General features: G+C 41.8%; 13 protein-coding genes. All 13 read right to left on the bottom strand.

Going from position 1 to position 12,584, the window contains the following annotated elements; translation table 11 throughout:
• Positions 1-69 precede the first annotated feature (69 nt).
• A complete protein-coding gene (locus tag AC3E9V_RS11875) occupies positions 70-1,548 on the bottom strand; it encodes a carboxypeptidase-like regulatory domain-containing protein (protein ID WP_488753418.1) in 1,479 nt (492 codons plus the stop codon).
• Positions 1,549-2,487, bottom strand: coding sequence for an NAD(P)-dependent alcohol dehydrogenase (locus AC3E9V_RS11870; protein WP_488753417.1), 939 nt, complete (start codon positions 2,485-2,487; stop codon positions 1,549-1,551).
• Between the two features lie 13 nt (positions 2,488-2,500).
• Positions 2,501-2,719 (bottom strand): hypothetical protein, encoded by a 219-nt coding sequence (locus AC3E9V_RS11865; protein ID WP_488753416.1) that lies wholly within the window; start codon positions 2,717-2,719, stop codon positions 2,501-2,503.
• Positions 2,720-2,849: 130 nt separating this feature from the next.
• A complete protein-coding gene (locus AC3E9V_RS11860; RefSeq protein ID WP_488753415.1) occupies positions 2,850-3,674 on the bottom strand; it encodes a DUF2306 domain-containing protein in 825 nt (274 codons plus the stop codon).
• Positions 3,671-3,862, bottom strand: coding sequence for a hypothetical protein (locus tag AC3E9V_RS11855; protein WP_488753414.1), 192 nt, complete (start codon positions 3,860-3,862; stop codon positions 3,671-3,673). The genes AC3E9V_RS11860 and AC3E9V_RS11855 overlap by 4 nt, the downstream gene beginning before the upstream one ends.
• A 57-nt stretch (positions 3,863-3,919) precedes the next feature.
• Positions 3,920-4,291, bottom strand: coding sequence for a DUF6567 family protein (locus AC3E9V_RS11850; RefSeq protein ID WP_488753413.1), 372 nt, complete (start codon positions 4,289-4,291; stop codon positions 3,920-3,922).
• 47 nt (positions 4,292-4,338) lie between these two features.
• Positions 4,339-6,777: a TonB-dependent receptor gene (locus AC3E9V_RS11845; protein ID WP_488753412.1), complete on the bottom strand. Its 2,439-nt coding sequence runs from the start codon at positions 6,775-6,777 to the stop codon at positions 4,339-4,341.
• A gap of 255 nt (positions 6,778-7,032) precedes the next feature.
• Entirely contained in the window at positions 7,033-7,560 is a 528-nt protein-coding gene (locus AC3E9V_RS11840) for a GIN domain-containing protein (protein ID WP_488753411.1), read from the bottom strand.
• A complete protein-coding gene (locus AC3E9V_RS11835; RefSeq protein ID WP_488753410.1) occupies positions 7,547-7,927 on the bottom strand; it encodes a GntR family transcriptional regulator in 381 nt (126 codons plus the stop codon). Before AC3E9V_RS11835 ends, AC3E9V_RS11840 begins: the two co-directional genes overlap by 14 nt.
• Before the next feature lies 1 nt (position 7,928).
• A complete protein-coding gene (locus tag AC3E9V_RS11830; RefSeq protein WP_488753409.1) occupies positions 7,929-8,702 on the bottom strand; it encodes a hypothetical protein in 774 nt (257 codons plus the stop codon).
• Between the two features lie 145 nt (positions 8,703-8,847).
• Positions 8,848-9,687, bottom strand: a complete 840-nt coding sequence (locus AC3E9V_RS11825) for an ABC transporter ATP-binding protein (protein WP_488753408.1) — start codon at positions 9,685-9,687, stop codon at positions 8,848-8,850.
• Positions 9,688-9,809: 122 nt separating this feature from the next.
• A complete protein-coding gene (locus AC3E9V_RS11820) occupies positions 9,810-10,196 on the bottom strand; it encodes a response regulator (RefSeq protein WP_488753407.1) in 387 nt (128 codons plus the stop codon).
• A complete protein-coding gene (locus tag AC3E9V_RS11815; protein ID WP_488753406.1) occupies positions 10,196-12,463 on the bottom strand; it encodes a PAS domain S-box protein in 2,268 nt (755 codons plus the stop codon). The genes AC3E9V_RS11820 and AC3E9V_RS11815 overlap by 1 nt, the downstream gene beginning before the upstream one ends.
• Positions 12,464-12,584: the final 121 nt, after the last annotated feature.

The following is a 12,584-nucleotide window of genomic DNA, read 5'->3' as shown; positions in this document are numbered from 1 at the left end:
TCGTTAAAAAATGGTTTTGATTCTAAACTGTGGAAAGTTACGGAATCAAGCTGAAAAACCGAATAATGGTCACTCGATAGATTTTCTACTAAACTTCAACAACTCTGCCGTAGGCGCTATAACCGTCCTGTTTTCCCACATTTCGGGAGAATAGACATATTCTTTTTTAAAAGGGATCAGTCGTGGTGGATCTATTTTGCTGAAAACTGACTGAGATAATGGGGTCGCCCCCAGGACCAATAGCTCCCATGAGTTATCCATGTCAAAGCGCATGTCCACCGTAAATTCCATCTCATTCAGGGTCTTGTCCCATAAAAACCGCTTCTCCTTTTTCATCACACTAAAATCTCTTGCGATGTGAGCTCTTTCCTGCTGTCTGGCAAAAATGTATTTCAGGTGATATCCCCGCTCACCCCTTTCAAACAGAATATGTCCTTCCTTATATTTCATGGAATGACCAACACCAAAAAGCTGAATATTCTCACTGCTTTTACCTGATGCGTATTTAAAATCCAGTCTTAAAACACCATAAGTTGACATGCTTACGTAAAGCTTTCCCTGAAAAAGGCCTCTCTTCTTTGGCGAAAAGGACAAACAATAGGCAAGCTCATCATTTACTACCGTCAGCTCCTCTCTCCTAAAACGATACTTATTTGGATCTGTAATGAACTCCCAGTTTTTACCAAGCCTCCCATAATCATTCAGGAGAAAACGTATCGTTCCTGATACCTGATTTGCAGGTACTTTGTACAAGGTGGAATCATCCTGGGTCAGACCGGTAGAATCCAGGGTATCGTCAGCTTTCATACTTAAGATCCCTGTACGGAACTTATAGTAGGTTTCCTCATCCCTGTTTGTCCTTTCAATATCCTCAAAAAAGTCGCTCAGCTCCTTCTCAAACTCCCGCTGCAGGGCTTTGGTTGATCCTTCTTCCAGAGAAATGGCCTGCTCCGGTACAAGCTTATCTTCAGCATCATACTGAAACCAATCAAGGACCACATCCTGATATTCAACGAATTCATCCGGTAGCTGGCGGAAAAGCTGATTGAAAGTCGCCTCATCCAGGCCAACAAAATCAGATTCATTTAATACCAGTTTGTTTTCTTTTGGAAACCGGGCCTTCTCAAACCTATGCAGGAAAAGCTTCCTCCCGGAGTTTGTAACCGGATGATTATCAGAATAGTTATCCCTGACCTTCTCCAGAATTTCTTCCGGGGTAAGATCCTTTGAGTAAATAGCTACCTCACTCAGAGAAATTGCCGCTGGAACCAGGTAGATCTTTTTATTTCCTGCCAACTCTGAGACCGAGATCCTTAGGGTCTCATAGCCGACATGACTGAACAATAACGTATCTTCTGCTGTTAGGCTTTTTTGATTGAGCACAAAGTAACCTTCCGCATTGGACACCGTACCAAAGGATTTTCCTGAGACAGCAATGCTGGTAAATGGCAGCGGCTCTTCCGTATCCCTATCTACCGTGATACCACTAATAGCAGCTGTAACCTCAGCAACCCGAAAAAGCAGAAACGTCAACAGGTAATATTTCATTTAATTACTGATCTGTATGACCACTTTGCCTCTTACATGCCGTGAAGCTACCTTTTCCATAGCTTTCGAGGCTTCTTCCATTGGATATATTTTTTCAATTACAGCTTCTATCTTTCCGTCTCCCATCAGCTCTCCCAGAAACCTGAGATCCTCCGGGTTTGGTTTGGCCGGAACCATTTTTATACGCTTCCCTCCAAACATCATAGTTTGGATCAGTAATTTATAATTGGTATAACCAGTTACAGCCACTTTTCCACCTGGCTTCAGCAGGCTGCGGATTTTGGATAAGGGGAGATTTCCAACATTATCCATCACCAGGTTATATTGTCCGATGAGCTCCTCCTTCATGTAATCAATCACGTGATCCGCGCCAAGCGAACGAACCAGCTCTACTTTGGAGGTACTACTCACTCCCGTCACTTCTGCGCCAAAGTATTTAGCCAACTGCACGGATATCGTACCAATGCCTCCGGAGGCGCCATTGATCAAAATGTGCTGACCTTTTTCAGGCTGACCATGGTACCTCAATCCCTGCAGCCCGGTAAAACCTACCATAGGTATGGATGCCGCTTCCGGAAAGGAAACTGTTTGTGGCTTTAAAGCCAGTCCTTTTACGGAGGCAGATACATACTCCGCAAGAGCCCCATATCCCACCTCGCCAAAAACCTCATCTCCGGGTTTAAACTGCTTTACATCTTTACCAACGGCTTCTACCAGACCAGCTACATCCGCTCCAAGGATATTGTTTTTTGTTGCTCTGAATAATCCCATACCTAACCTGATGGGGAGCATGCCTCTCAAGTGATGCCAATCATAGGGATTAAGTGATGCAGCACGTACCTTGATCAGGACTTCATCATCTTTAGGCTTTGGCTTTTCTACCTCCCTGATTTCCAGGTTTTCCGGGGAACCGTATTTTTCAAAATATATCGCTTTCATTTCTTATCACATTTTAGTCGGGAAGGTCTTCGCATGAAAACCCCCATGAGTTAATTAATTTTTTCACATCTATTTCGTTTAATGCTCCGTTTGTTTCAATACGAAGCACATTGTCTACATCGTCTATGTCCACAAACCAATCCCGAATGACCGGGTGATTATCTAATGCATAAGCCAGAATATTGACCTTCATCATTGAACTAATATCGGTTTTGAAAACAAGTACTTCCATAATTTCAATGGTTTTATCTTAATGACCCTCTCACAAATACTCAGTATAAATACCTGTGATGGTGATACCCAAATACAATAGTCCGACTATCTTGGTATTGCGTTTTGTTAAGTAAGTTGTTTCCATATGATTATAATTTAGGTAACCAAAAGACCATAGTAGCCATAAAGATCCCGAGTCCCATGGCAGTGGCTAGCGCTAAAAGCCCCGTAGCAGCCAGCTTCTTCTGAAGTTCTGACTTTCCATCCTTCACTCTTAAATAGATCTCGAGCAATGCCACCGGAAGCAATGTATGTGCAAAGGCCAGGAAGATGTCAAAAGGTCCGTCAAAAGCATCGGTATGACCGGGAGCTCCCTGATTGATCAATATCCAAAAGCCAAACCCTACACGATAAAACCACACACCAGCAGCTAAAACATAAAGCCTCAAAGCCCACCTTCTGTGATTCAGGATCTCTCGTTTCATGGCAAAATACCCGGCAACAATTGCACTTAGCATGATAAGTGAGGCATTGAGGGTATTGCCAATGGCCATGAAAGTGCCTCCTACCACTCCACGAACGAAGATCATATAAAGACCTGAAAGACTGATCACTATGGCAGTAAACAAATATATCTTCCCATTCCAGCGATGAAATGTTCTCGCTTTTATCTGAGTATATGGAATCAGTTGGAATGCCCCGCCTACGATAATAATAACCGCCAAGATCAGGTGAGCAGCCAACGCTACGTTTCCCATTGTATCACCATTGATCCACCCATGGTAAAGGATCTCATTCCATCTGGCTAACTCGCCACTTAAAGCCGTACCTCCATAAAAATGGATAACGTGGAATACAAATAAGCCCTGACCAATAATAGCAACTCCAAACCAAAGTTGAGCAGCCAGCTCCAGGAACCGATCTCCCCGGAGCTGCTTTTCAGTACGAACAGATCGCTCAGCCGTGATACTCATGCTCCCAGCTGCTTAAACCCTTCAAAAACCAGGAAGGCCGGCCATACAAGGGCTTTGAGAAAACCTAATACACCTCCCCAAAAGCTTGTGGCTGTAGAAATAAAGTAGACGCTGGACCCTACAAGTCCCAGGAAGTAAACACAACTCGGACCCGAACCGGTAGACATTTTATGTTCTGCGCTTTTCATAACTTTGTTTTTTTTGGATTAAATAAATGAATATAACTTTCTGTATATCAGTTGATTTTACTTTGTGAATTCCACCACATGAGCACTAACTGTCACCGTACGCCTGGTGAAGAATGGTGGCAGTCCTCCCACATGCTCTTCCGTAACCAGGTTAACCAAAGCACGGGATCCTTCTGATAGATTCGCTTTGTCTACCATGTCCGAATAGGCATTATCAAAAAGCTTTTTCTTGCCTGCCCCACCAAAGATCAGAACATAAGAGACATCAGCACTTCCGGATACTTTCTCCACCACCTGGTAATTCTTTTCAGACAAGTGTACCTGAGTGCTGTTTTGGTTTTGGTTTAGCAAATACGCATTATTGATACCACATGAAGTTAATCCTGCAATAAGAATGATAACTAATGGATTAATTATTGACTTTTTCATTGTTCTATTATTTTGAGTTTATTCATTAAAAATCAGTGTCGTATAGATTAGAAATATACCCGATACATCAGGTTGGGGAACAACCCGAATTGAGACATATTGCCCACATTGTCGGGTTCGTCTTCATCATAAAATTCTCTGATATTCCCCCGGGTATTGGTGATATTATCCAGATTGACAAATAGCTCATGAGTCGCTTTGGGCTTATTCCACTTATAGCTTGCCGATACAATGACCATATGCAGGTCATCCAGGGAAGTCTCATAGGCTTTATCATAATCCCAAAACTGTCCTTCTTCAGGGTCAACCGCCAGCTTTCCCTGCTCATCTCTGAGTAGTGGGATGATCTTACGACCTCCACCAAAATACACCTTGGCATTTAGCCCCAGTGTCTGGTTATCCTTCTTACCCAGCCCGGTAAATTCCTTTCCAAAAAGGACATTCACCAGGTATTCGCTACTGTACTGCGTGTTGCGTTCTACCCCATCCAGCGGGGTATATTTTGACTCGAAAAGTGACCCATTGACCAGGAAGTAGTAGTTGTCACTAAAAAAACGCTCTACGGTTAGTTCTACTCCATAATTCCTACCGGTCCCTTTATTGACCAGGTCTACATAGCGAAACTCAAGTCCCTCATTGATGGTGGCATACAGGCTAGTATCACTGTTCTCAACGGGTAGGTTGTAAAGGTCTTGATAGTATACTTCTACTTTGGCTCTTACATTGTTCGTAATTCTGTTTTCATAACCAAGTACATAGTGATGGGCTCTCAGCAACCCCAGATCTTTATTAGGCTCGATAATCGAACCATCCTCCCTTTCTATTTTCGTGAAGTAGTTGTGAACAGCCTCCATGGTACTGTGATTCCCATAGCCTGCACTCAGCGTACTTGTAGGGTTTAGTTGCCAATTAATGGCCAGCCTGGGTTCCAGCGTGCTCTTATTGTTGTAGAGCACATTCATGTTGTGAAGGCCCGACACAATCGTGATGTCATCATTGACACGGTGCTTCCAACTGATGAAATTATTCAGGGTACTTATACTTCCATCAAAATCCACCAATGTAACCCTGTCAGATGGGTCTTCTACATAATGACTCTGATTAAAAGAATAATCATAGAGGGCATATCTGGTACCGACCTGAAGCTTGTTCTTTGCATCCAGTTTGTGATGATAGTTCACCGCTCCCTGGTAGGTAGACCGAACTAAACGGCTTTTGAAATTGGTATTTTCGCTCACGGTGGAATCCCTGATAAACTCCCCGTCCTCATCGTAAAGTTTTAAGACCATGTGCTCATACACATCATCATCAATCCCTTCTCTGGAGTAAGCTATAGTTGTATTTAAATAGCTATCCTTGCTGAGGTTTATGGAATGGTTGAGTCCGGTATTCAGCAAATAAGCGCCTTTTTCATAATCTTCCGTAATCTGCTGCTGCATGCCTCTGTCTCCGGGAGTTTCCCATATGGATGGTGATACATCTTCAAACAGGATATCACTCAACCCTGTCAATCCAAACAGAGAAAAAGAACCAGATTTCTTAGTGGGTAATACCACCTTAAAGGAAGCATCCTGGAATTTCGGGATTCCGTTGACCTCATCAGGAAGCGCTCCTACTTTATCCAGCACAGCTGCGGTAGAATAGCGGTAGTTAACAATGTATGAACCATTATATGACTTACTAAAAGGCCCCTCCACTGTCAGATCTGTCCCGAGAAGGCCTACACCTAAAACCGCTTCCTGCTTCTCGTTATTACCTGTTCTCAGCCTCACATCATACACTCCGGATAAAGCATTGCCGTGTTCAGGAGTAAAGGCACCGGTATAAAAATCCGAAGCGGCCAGCATATTGTTGTTTAGGGTGCTCACCGAGCCACTTACTGCGCTCTGGTCAGCAAAATGGTTTGGATTGGTTATTGGCACTCCTTCCAGTCGCCATTGTACATATTTAGGAGAGTTACCCCTCACAATAATATCATTGCTACCATCTTGCGTAGCTGTCACTCCCGCAAAGTTTGAAACAATCTTTGCAGGATCATTGAATCCTCCGGCGTAGCGACTGGTCTCCTCCGGGGAAATAGATCTGGAACTTATAATAGCCATTTCATCAAGTGGTTCACCTTTGTTTTTATTGGCTGTGACAACAACCTCTTCCATTTTGGTTGTTGACTCTATCATATCCAGGTCCAGCACTACTTCTTTACCAGAGTTAACCAGTATATTGGGGATAACTTTTGGCTCATAGCCCACATAAGAGAGCTGAAGGGTGATCCTGCCGGTCGGAACCTTTTCCAGCCTGAAAGAACCATCAACATCAGTTATAGTACCAATTACCGGATCGGTATTCGCTACCACTATGGTAGCCCCTATCAGCGGCGATCGACTATCTGCATCGGTGATTGTACCTCGCACTGTTTGACTATAGTTTTGAGCGTACCCAACCATCCCGAAAAGACATAGTAATCCTGTTAAAAATGTGTGTTTCATTTTTTAAAATAATTAGCGGTTTATATTCTGCTTAGTTTATGTTATATTTTTTATTAATTATTGAGCATAGGTATCTCATTGCAATTTTTAGCGAATCAAGCTTGTTATAATTGTCCGGACGTACTTTTCTCATTGTACTTTCAGCACAAGCTTGCCAAATAGCAGTTCAAAATGGCTTAGTGTTACTTACTCATTAAGCTTTCCTAGATAAAAGTTCAGATTGGTTAAATCATAATATTTAACTTATGTTATACATTACTCCATTGGGTCTCTGATAAATTCTAACCTGGAATTACCGGAGGTTTTGATCGATAGTCTGATCAGCTTATTGCCGAACGTTTTGAACCATACACTATCCTCCAGAAAAACCTGTGTTGAATCAGAATCTGATTGAAAAGACTTCAAGAAAATGTCCGTATTCCCTTTTGCCCGAATGAGCTTAACCCTGGGAGTCGTGACTCTTACCTTAATCTTATCAGCCTGATACGCTGAATCAATACGGAACATCAACATTCCATCTTTGTTTTCTATCTTAAAATCTGAGTCGAGTTGTTTGAGGTTTCCTACTTCCACCTCCTGCACCCGGCCCTGTATCAATTCTACAGACCAGTTACTTGAAAAATCAAGCGATTGAAACGGCTCTGTAACGATTTCTCCATATTCTATAGGCTTATAATCATCTGCTACCTTTTGTAAGTCCACTCTCAGTATGATCAGACTGGTAACCAGAAATATGATTAAAACAGCGCCGATTGAGATCAATATCTTTTTACTTATCTGCATGAGCTTCGCTGTTTAAATAGTTTTCGTAATATCTTTTTATATCGGTGAGATCCAGGTTTAAAAGCTTCATTTCTTTGAAGATCCTGGGTAGTTCCTGACGTACAAAATCTTCTTTCCTAAGGTCCCGGGTCTTTTCAAATCCATTGTCCGAGACAAAATACCCAATACCCCTTTTATTGTAAATAATACCTTTTTCCTGCAGGTAATTAAATGTTCTCATCACCGTGTTTGGGTTAACTTCAGTTTGTACAGCCATCTCTCTCACAGAGGGTATCCGATCACCCTCGTTCCATTTTCGTAATAAAATGTTTTCACAAAACAGATCTGCAATCTGTAGGTATATAGGCTGGTTGTCGCTAAACTCCATACTACACCTCCTGCCCTTTAAGCCCCAAATAAGCAACACCCCATGTAAGAGGCGCAAGCACATACCAGAAAAACCCCTGGATGATACCCCATATGGGATGTACTACAAATGCATTTATCAGTCCACAATCTACATTTCCATCATCCAGGATAACGCAATAATGATCTCCCAGGAAAATATCCTTGAGAGAAAAATAGATCAGGGTACCACAAAAGGCAATAAACAGAATAAGTACAAGAAAGGTCTTTGGGAAAACGTATCCTTTGAAATGAGCAGCGCCAACAAGAAAAATACCCTGTAAAGCAATGTAAATTTTGATAAATGTTACCGTGGAGGCTTGCAGGGGATTAAAATCCAGGAAAGTGACCTTACTGAATATCATTTCCCCCAGTGGGTTAGCCAGCCAGGTATATATCGTAAAAATGATGGTGTAAACGACTACCCACCCTACTGTAGTGAGCAACCACATGCATAAAAACTTTTCAAATGCCGAAACCGGCAACAGCAGATAATTATATCTTTTAAGGACGTTACCCAGATCATGGAAAGCCAGACTGCTCACCACAAGACCTCCGGCAATCAATGTAAAAGCATATCCATCTTCGTGTTGGAAAACAGTGGTATGTTGCTCAACCAGAAGACTCAGGAGCAAACCCATAAAAAAGAGCATCCCGAAAGTAACCGCGATAACCATAGCGATCCCCTTCCGGCTCTTATAAAGCTCCAGCCTAAGAAATAACCAAAATCTCCTGATATCGAAAAAGTTACTTTTCATGTGTTTCAAATTGATGAAATCAGCCGAGCCGCGTAGGCTGTTTGCCACTAGGCGTGCCCCACCCAATTTTGATCATACCCAGTTGTTGTTCTCAATATCTGGGTTGAGACTACGCGTCCCGGCATCATGCTCATTTCATTGTTGACTAATCTTTTTTAAAGATTTCGAAGATCTTTTCTTTACTACTGACTACTGCATTGAAGAGCATCTCCAGATTTACCGGTGACTCTTCCCGACCCTGGTTTTTCTTAACAACCGTATACCCTCCCAGGTGAGGCTCTGAATAAATCAACAGGTCATCATCCGGAAGGTCCTTTTCTCTGCTGATGGTTATATTTTTTGCAACTGCCTCATTATTCTGGTAAAAAACAATCTCTCCCTCGTCCAAAATGATGATGGGATCAATGAGGTTTTCCATATCCCGAACCTGATGAGTAGAAATAACAAATGTCCTTTCATCATGAATAGCACTGGCCACCACCTTTCGGAATTTACTCTTCGAAGGGATATCCAACCCATTCGTAGGTTCATCTAATATCAAAAGCCTGCAATCTGTAGCAAGTCCGAATGATAGTAAGAATTTCTTCTTCTGTCCGTAAGAAAGGTCTGATAGCTTCTGGTTATAGTCAAGTTGAAATTCATTCAAATGATCTTTTAAAGCGTCGTGATCAAACCTCGAATAAAATGGACTGTATAAATCTATAAACCGGTCAATGCAGTATGGCGGTAAATAAAACTCCTCATTTACCATGTAGATCTCTTCCAGAAAGTGAGGAGATCGATCTTTTGGACGGAAACCCACAACCTCTAGTTCGCCATTCTGAGGAAACAGCAGACCAGACATGATTTTCAGTAAGGTGGACTTCCCTGCTCCGTTTTTACCCAGAAGGCCATAGATATTACCTGACTGTAGCTCAAGATTCAGCCCGCTAAACACAGGTCTTTTCTTTCTGTAGCTATATGAAACATCCCGAATGTCTATCATTTCTTAGCGTTCAACTAGTGTACTATGTAACTAATACACTGCAACAGTAAAAAAGGTTACGTTCTTTTGCAAGAAAATGCTAATAAATTTATCGATTAAGGTTTTAGATAGGTTGGTCAGGGTCAATCTGAGAGGTTTACTCCCTGCAATACGGTTTTTTTAATCTCTTCAACATCAAAGGGTTTTGTGAAATACCTTTCAACCACCTTGTCAGAAATAGCCTGTTGGATTTCATCATTGTACCCAAAACCTGTGAGGATGTAATAGCAAATGTCATTGTGCTTCTCTCTCGCCCTTTTGATAAATTCCACACCATTCATTTTAGGCATACGCATATCACTGATCACTGCAGTAACTTCATTATGATGCTTTTTGAGAGTCTCAAGAGCTTCGATAGGAGATGAAGACGTAATGACCTGAAAAAGCCTGTTGAAATTAGCTTCAAAGACAAAAAGGTTATCCTTTTCGTCATCCAGGTATAAGATAGTAATATTTGGATACTCAACCATTATTGTTCCCCGCTAAAATGTAACGTAAATGTAGTACCTTTTTGGGGTTTGGAGGTCACTTCTACCCTACCATTAAACTCTTTCACAATAGAATAGACAATAAACAATCCTAAACCGGTCCCTTCTCCCGGTTCCTTAGTCGTAAAGAACGGATCGCTGATCTTATCCATGTGCTCCTTGGGAATCCCTATGCCGTCATCCATTATCTCTACCACCACTCCATTTTTCTTCGAACGCTTAGTCGAGATAGTGATGGTACCTTCATCTTCAATAGCCTGCTCTGCATTGGACAGTAAGTTGAGAATGACCTGATGTAGTTTGCCTTCATTCCCTATGATTATCAGATCCTCCGGTGCGTAGTCTTTCTTCACCTCCGCGTGATACCGTAATCGGGCACCAAGCATAACCAGGCAGTTATCAATCACTGCATGTAACCTGCATTTTTCATTCATAGACTTTACCTGTCGGCTAAAGTGTCCAAGGCTTTTTACAATCTGACTTGCTCGTCTCACACCATCATTGATGATATCAAAAAAGGGTTTCAACTTTTCTATATCACCATTCTGGTGCTTTAGTTCTTGCATCAATCCTGAACATCCGTTTTGAATAAAGTTGAGAGGATTATTGATCTCATGGCCTATTCCGGCAGCTAACACCCCAACAGATGCCATTTTCTCAGTCTGGATCAACTGCGCCTGGGTAGACTTCAGGTTTTTAATGGCTTTTTCCAGCTTCAAATTCCCCTCCTGAAGTTTTTCATTTTTTTGTTCAAGCTCTTTGGTCCTTTCCTGAACCAGTTGCTCCAGGTTGTGCGTATAATTCTCCAGCTTTTTCTGAGATTCGCGCAACCTGGTAATGTCTTCAATAAACAGGGAAGTCCCTATAATTTTGTCGTCCTGATAGATGGGATTATATGCTGCAAGAAAATAAAAAGTCCCGGCAGATGTGATATACTCCTGGGTTACTTTAAATTTTTCCCCTTTTAAAGCCCTATCCTGATTCTCACTAAATGTCTTTGCCAGATCAGGATCTATCTTATCCATCAGATCCATCCCATGAGATAATACCAGACCCGATGTTTGCATTGCATATTTCTTGAAGGATTGGTTAAACTCTATAAGACGTTTATTGGTATCAAATAATCCAATGATACTGTTAGTGCTCTCAAATATAGCTTTCAGGTTAGCCTCTCTTACCCGCAACTTATTTTCAGCAATTCTGTGCTCTGTACTATCAAGAATGATTCCTTCGAGCATTCGGAGCGTATCACCATCATATACCCCTTGCCCATATTCATCAAGCCAAACCCACTTGGTGCCTCCTTTTTTTCTGATCCGATAGGATAAATGAAATGGTTTTCGTTCTTCTAATGCCTTGTCAACCGTTCTGAATATTTCTACCTTATCATCCGGGTGATACAGATCCACGAAGCTAATTGAACCATTCAGGAAGTCCGATTTTTCATATCCAGTGATATTTTTCACCTCTTTATTGAGGTAAATCATGCTGTAAGTCTCGTCGTTGTGACAGAGATAGACCACCCCTGGAATATTGTCTGCTATACCTCGAAACCGCTGATCACTATCTTTGAGTTGTAATTCGGTGTTCTTAAGATCAGTGACATCCCTCGACCCTGTCAGTAATGATTTAATCTTCCCCCTTTCGTCTTTGATTGGTTCGTTATAGGTGTCTAGCCAGATATAACTACCGTCTTTTTTCCTAAACCGGTACTGAATATTTTTGGTAGCTTCTCCTTTCAAAGCAGGGTCATGAGAATCCCTGTGGATACGTTTCACATCATCCGGATGGAAGTAATCATAAGGATCCTGGCCAATCAAATCCTCCGAATCATACCCCGTCAGCATCTTGACAGAAGGACTTACATATTTGTACGTTCCGTCGGGTTCGTGAATGCAGATCAACTCCCGGCTCCTTTCAATCAGGTAGCGATGCTTTGCTTCGTTTTCAAAAATTTCCAGATCTACATTTTTATCAGAATGATTTTGATCAGGTATTATTGACTTGCCGTTAAAAGAAAATTGAAGTTCTGCAGATATCAGGTATACACATCCGGGTTTTATATCCTGAGCATAGGATAATTTAACCCGGTTTAACTTTATCTCAGCGTCATCGAGTTTTTCAATAAACTGTAAGTGAGTACCCGACAGGTTGAAAAAAATAAGGGGAACTTCCAAAGTGGCTTGTTCCAGATACTTTCTGATCTCCTTCTGCGACTTACCTTTCGTATCAATAAGTTTTATCTCCATTCCGGGCTAAAAAGCGGTAGTACCCTATTAAATTACAAAATATCTTAAGAATAAGGTAATAACACCTAACCCATTAAGTGGTATCCAGGGCAGGTTTACCCTTAATTGCTTGCACTATGTC

The sequence above is a fragment of the Marinoscillum sp. HNIBRBA16962 genome, assembly GCF_057801515.1.
Note: the sequence above shows the minus strand (reverse complement) of the source record. Positions and strands in the feature narration are given on the sequence as shown.

Coding starts and splice junctions, on each gene's coding strand:
- AC3E9V_RS11875 (WP_488753418.1), bottom strand. CDS start 1,548: ATGAAATATTACCTGTTGACGTTTCTGCTTTTTCGGGTTGCTGAGGTT.
- AC3E9V_RS11870 (WP_488753417.1), bottom strand. CDS start 2,487: ATGAAAGCGATATATTTTGAAAAATACGGTTCCCCGGAAAACCTGGAA.
- AC3E9V_RS11865 (WP_488753416.1), bottom strand. CDS start 2,719: ATGGAAGTACTTGTTTTCAAAACCGATATTAGTTCAATGATGAAGGTC.
- AC3E9V_RS11860 (WP_488753415.1), bottom strand. CDS start 3,674: ATGAGTATCACGGCTGAGCGATCTGTTCGTACTGAAAAGCAGCTCCGG.
- AC3E9V_RS11855 (WP_488753414.1), bottom strand. CDS start 3,862: ATGAAAAGCGCAGAACATAAAATGTCTACCGGTTCGGGTCCGAGTTGT.
- AC3E9V_RS11850 (WP_488753413.1), bottom strand. CDS start 4,291: ATGAAAAAGTCAATAATTAATCCATTAGTTATCATTCTTATTGCAGGA.
- AC3E9V_RS11845 (WP_488753412.1), bottom strand. CDS start 6,777: ATGAAACACACATTTTTAACAGGATTACTATGTCTTTTCGGGATGGTT.
- AC3E9V_RS11840 (WP_488753411.1), bottom strand. CDS start 7,560: ATGCAGATAAGTAAAAAGATATTGATCTCAATCGGCGCTGTTTTAATC.
- AC3E9V_RS11835 (WP_488753410.1), bottom strand. CDS start 7,927: ATGGAGTTTAGCGACAACCAGCCTATATACCTACAGATTGCAGATCTG.
- AC3E9V_RS11830 (WP_488753409.1), bottom strand. CDS start 8,702: ATGAAAAGTAACTTTTTCGATATCAGGAGATTTTGGTTATTTCTTAGG.
- AC3E9V_RS11825 (WP_488753408.1), bottom strand. CDS start 9,687: ATGATAGACATTCGGGATGTTTCATATAGCTACAGAAAGAAAAGACCT.
- AC3E9V_RS11820 (WP_488753407.1), bottom strand. CDS start 10,196: ATGGTTGAGTATCCAAATATTACTATCTTATACCTGGATGACGAAAAG.
- AC3E9V_RS11815 (WP_488753406.1), bottom strand. CDS start 12,463: ATGGAGATAAAACTTATTGATACGAAAGGTAAGTCGCAGAAGGAGATC.